The sequence below is a fragment of the Halomonas sp. 141 genome, from assembly GCF_002810305.1.
GTDB classification, from domain to species: Bacteria; Pseudomonadota; Gammaproteobacteria; order Pseudomonadales; family Halomonadaceae; genus Vreelandella; species Vreelandella stevensii.
This window is the reverse complement of the sequence record NZ_PINZ01000110.1, coordinates 1-1,186: the sequence shown is the minus strand read 5'-3', so window position 1 is coordinate 1,186 and position 1,186 is coordinate 1. Positions and strand designations below refer to the sequence as shown.

The 1,186-nt window shown below is 65.4% G+C and carries 1 protein-coding gene; it reads right to left on the bottom strand.

Annotated features, from left to right (window positions below):
• On the bottom strand, positions 1–1,186 hold a 1,186-nt coding region (gene tnpC, locus CWI66_RS17530; protein ID WP_100732383.1), incomplete at both ends, for an IS66 family transposase.

Genomic DNA, 1,186 nt, shown 5'->3' with positions numbered 1-1,186 from the left:
CCCTCCCAGGAGCGGAAACAGCCCGAGATTTTCTGCTGGACCTTGGTCATTCGCAGATCGCGTTCCCCCTGGTTGTTGGTGAAGGGAGCGGCAGGGTCGTCGAGGAAGCGCAACACGTCGTCCTCGTACGCCTGGAGGCGTTCCAGGAGGTTGCGCGACTTGGTGCGCTTGGCCCGGCCTCGCGTTCCAGGTGGCGGTTTCACCGGCGGGGGGCACTCGGCGTCCCCTTTCGCCAGGCAATCTCGATAGCGCTGCCGCCAGGCTCGGGTCTCATCGGCCGAGAGGCAGCCGTCGGCCACCTCCACGGCGCGATGCATCTCCAACAACAGGTCATGCAAGGCCTTGGCCCATGCCTGGCCATCGTTCTCCCAGGCCGCTGTCAGCTCCCGAAGGTGGTGCGCATTACAGAGCGCGTGCCGGCAATCCGGATAGCGGTAGTAGGGCTTCCAGTGATCATGCACCAGCACGCCACGCACGAAGGGCAATACGCCGATGGCGTCCATCGCTTCCTGGCCGCGCTTGGGGTGCGGGGCCAACCAGGTCAGGGCCTCGTTGGAGGCGCTGTGTAGCCAGTAGCGTTTGCCACCGACCTGCATTCCGGTTTCATCGGCATGGACGGTGGCTGCTTCACGTAGCGCCGGGATCACCCACTCGGCGAACGCCTCGGCCCGCTGGTAGGCCTCCTGGTTGAAGGCGAACAGGGTGCCGGTGCTCAGCGACAGGCCGCACTGCGAGGTGAGCAACTCGCGGATACGCGCATAGGGCAACAGCTGATACTGGGAGAGATAGACGACATGCGCCTTGAGGCGAGGGCCATACTGGATGGGGCGAGTCACGCCCTCGGGGAATGGCGCCACGTAGCGTTGCCCCTGATCATCTTCGAGGACCTCAGCCTGATATTCGGTGACCACGGCCTGGATTACGATGTCCTGCACTTGGCGCGTTTCGACGCCGACCGGGCGGTAAGAACGCCCCTTGGGGAGTTGCCGACGATCGACACGGAGCTTGACCACCTCGTCGGGGTCCGTCACCGGCGCCAACGTCTTACCCTCATGCCCTGGCTGTCCGCCGGGGCGCCGCTCGCCTTTGGCGCGCGAGCGGCGCTGGCGATTGGGATCCTGGGACGGTGGCTTGCTGCTGTTGCGGCTACTGGTGGCCAGGCGATCGGCCATGAGCTTGACCAGCA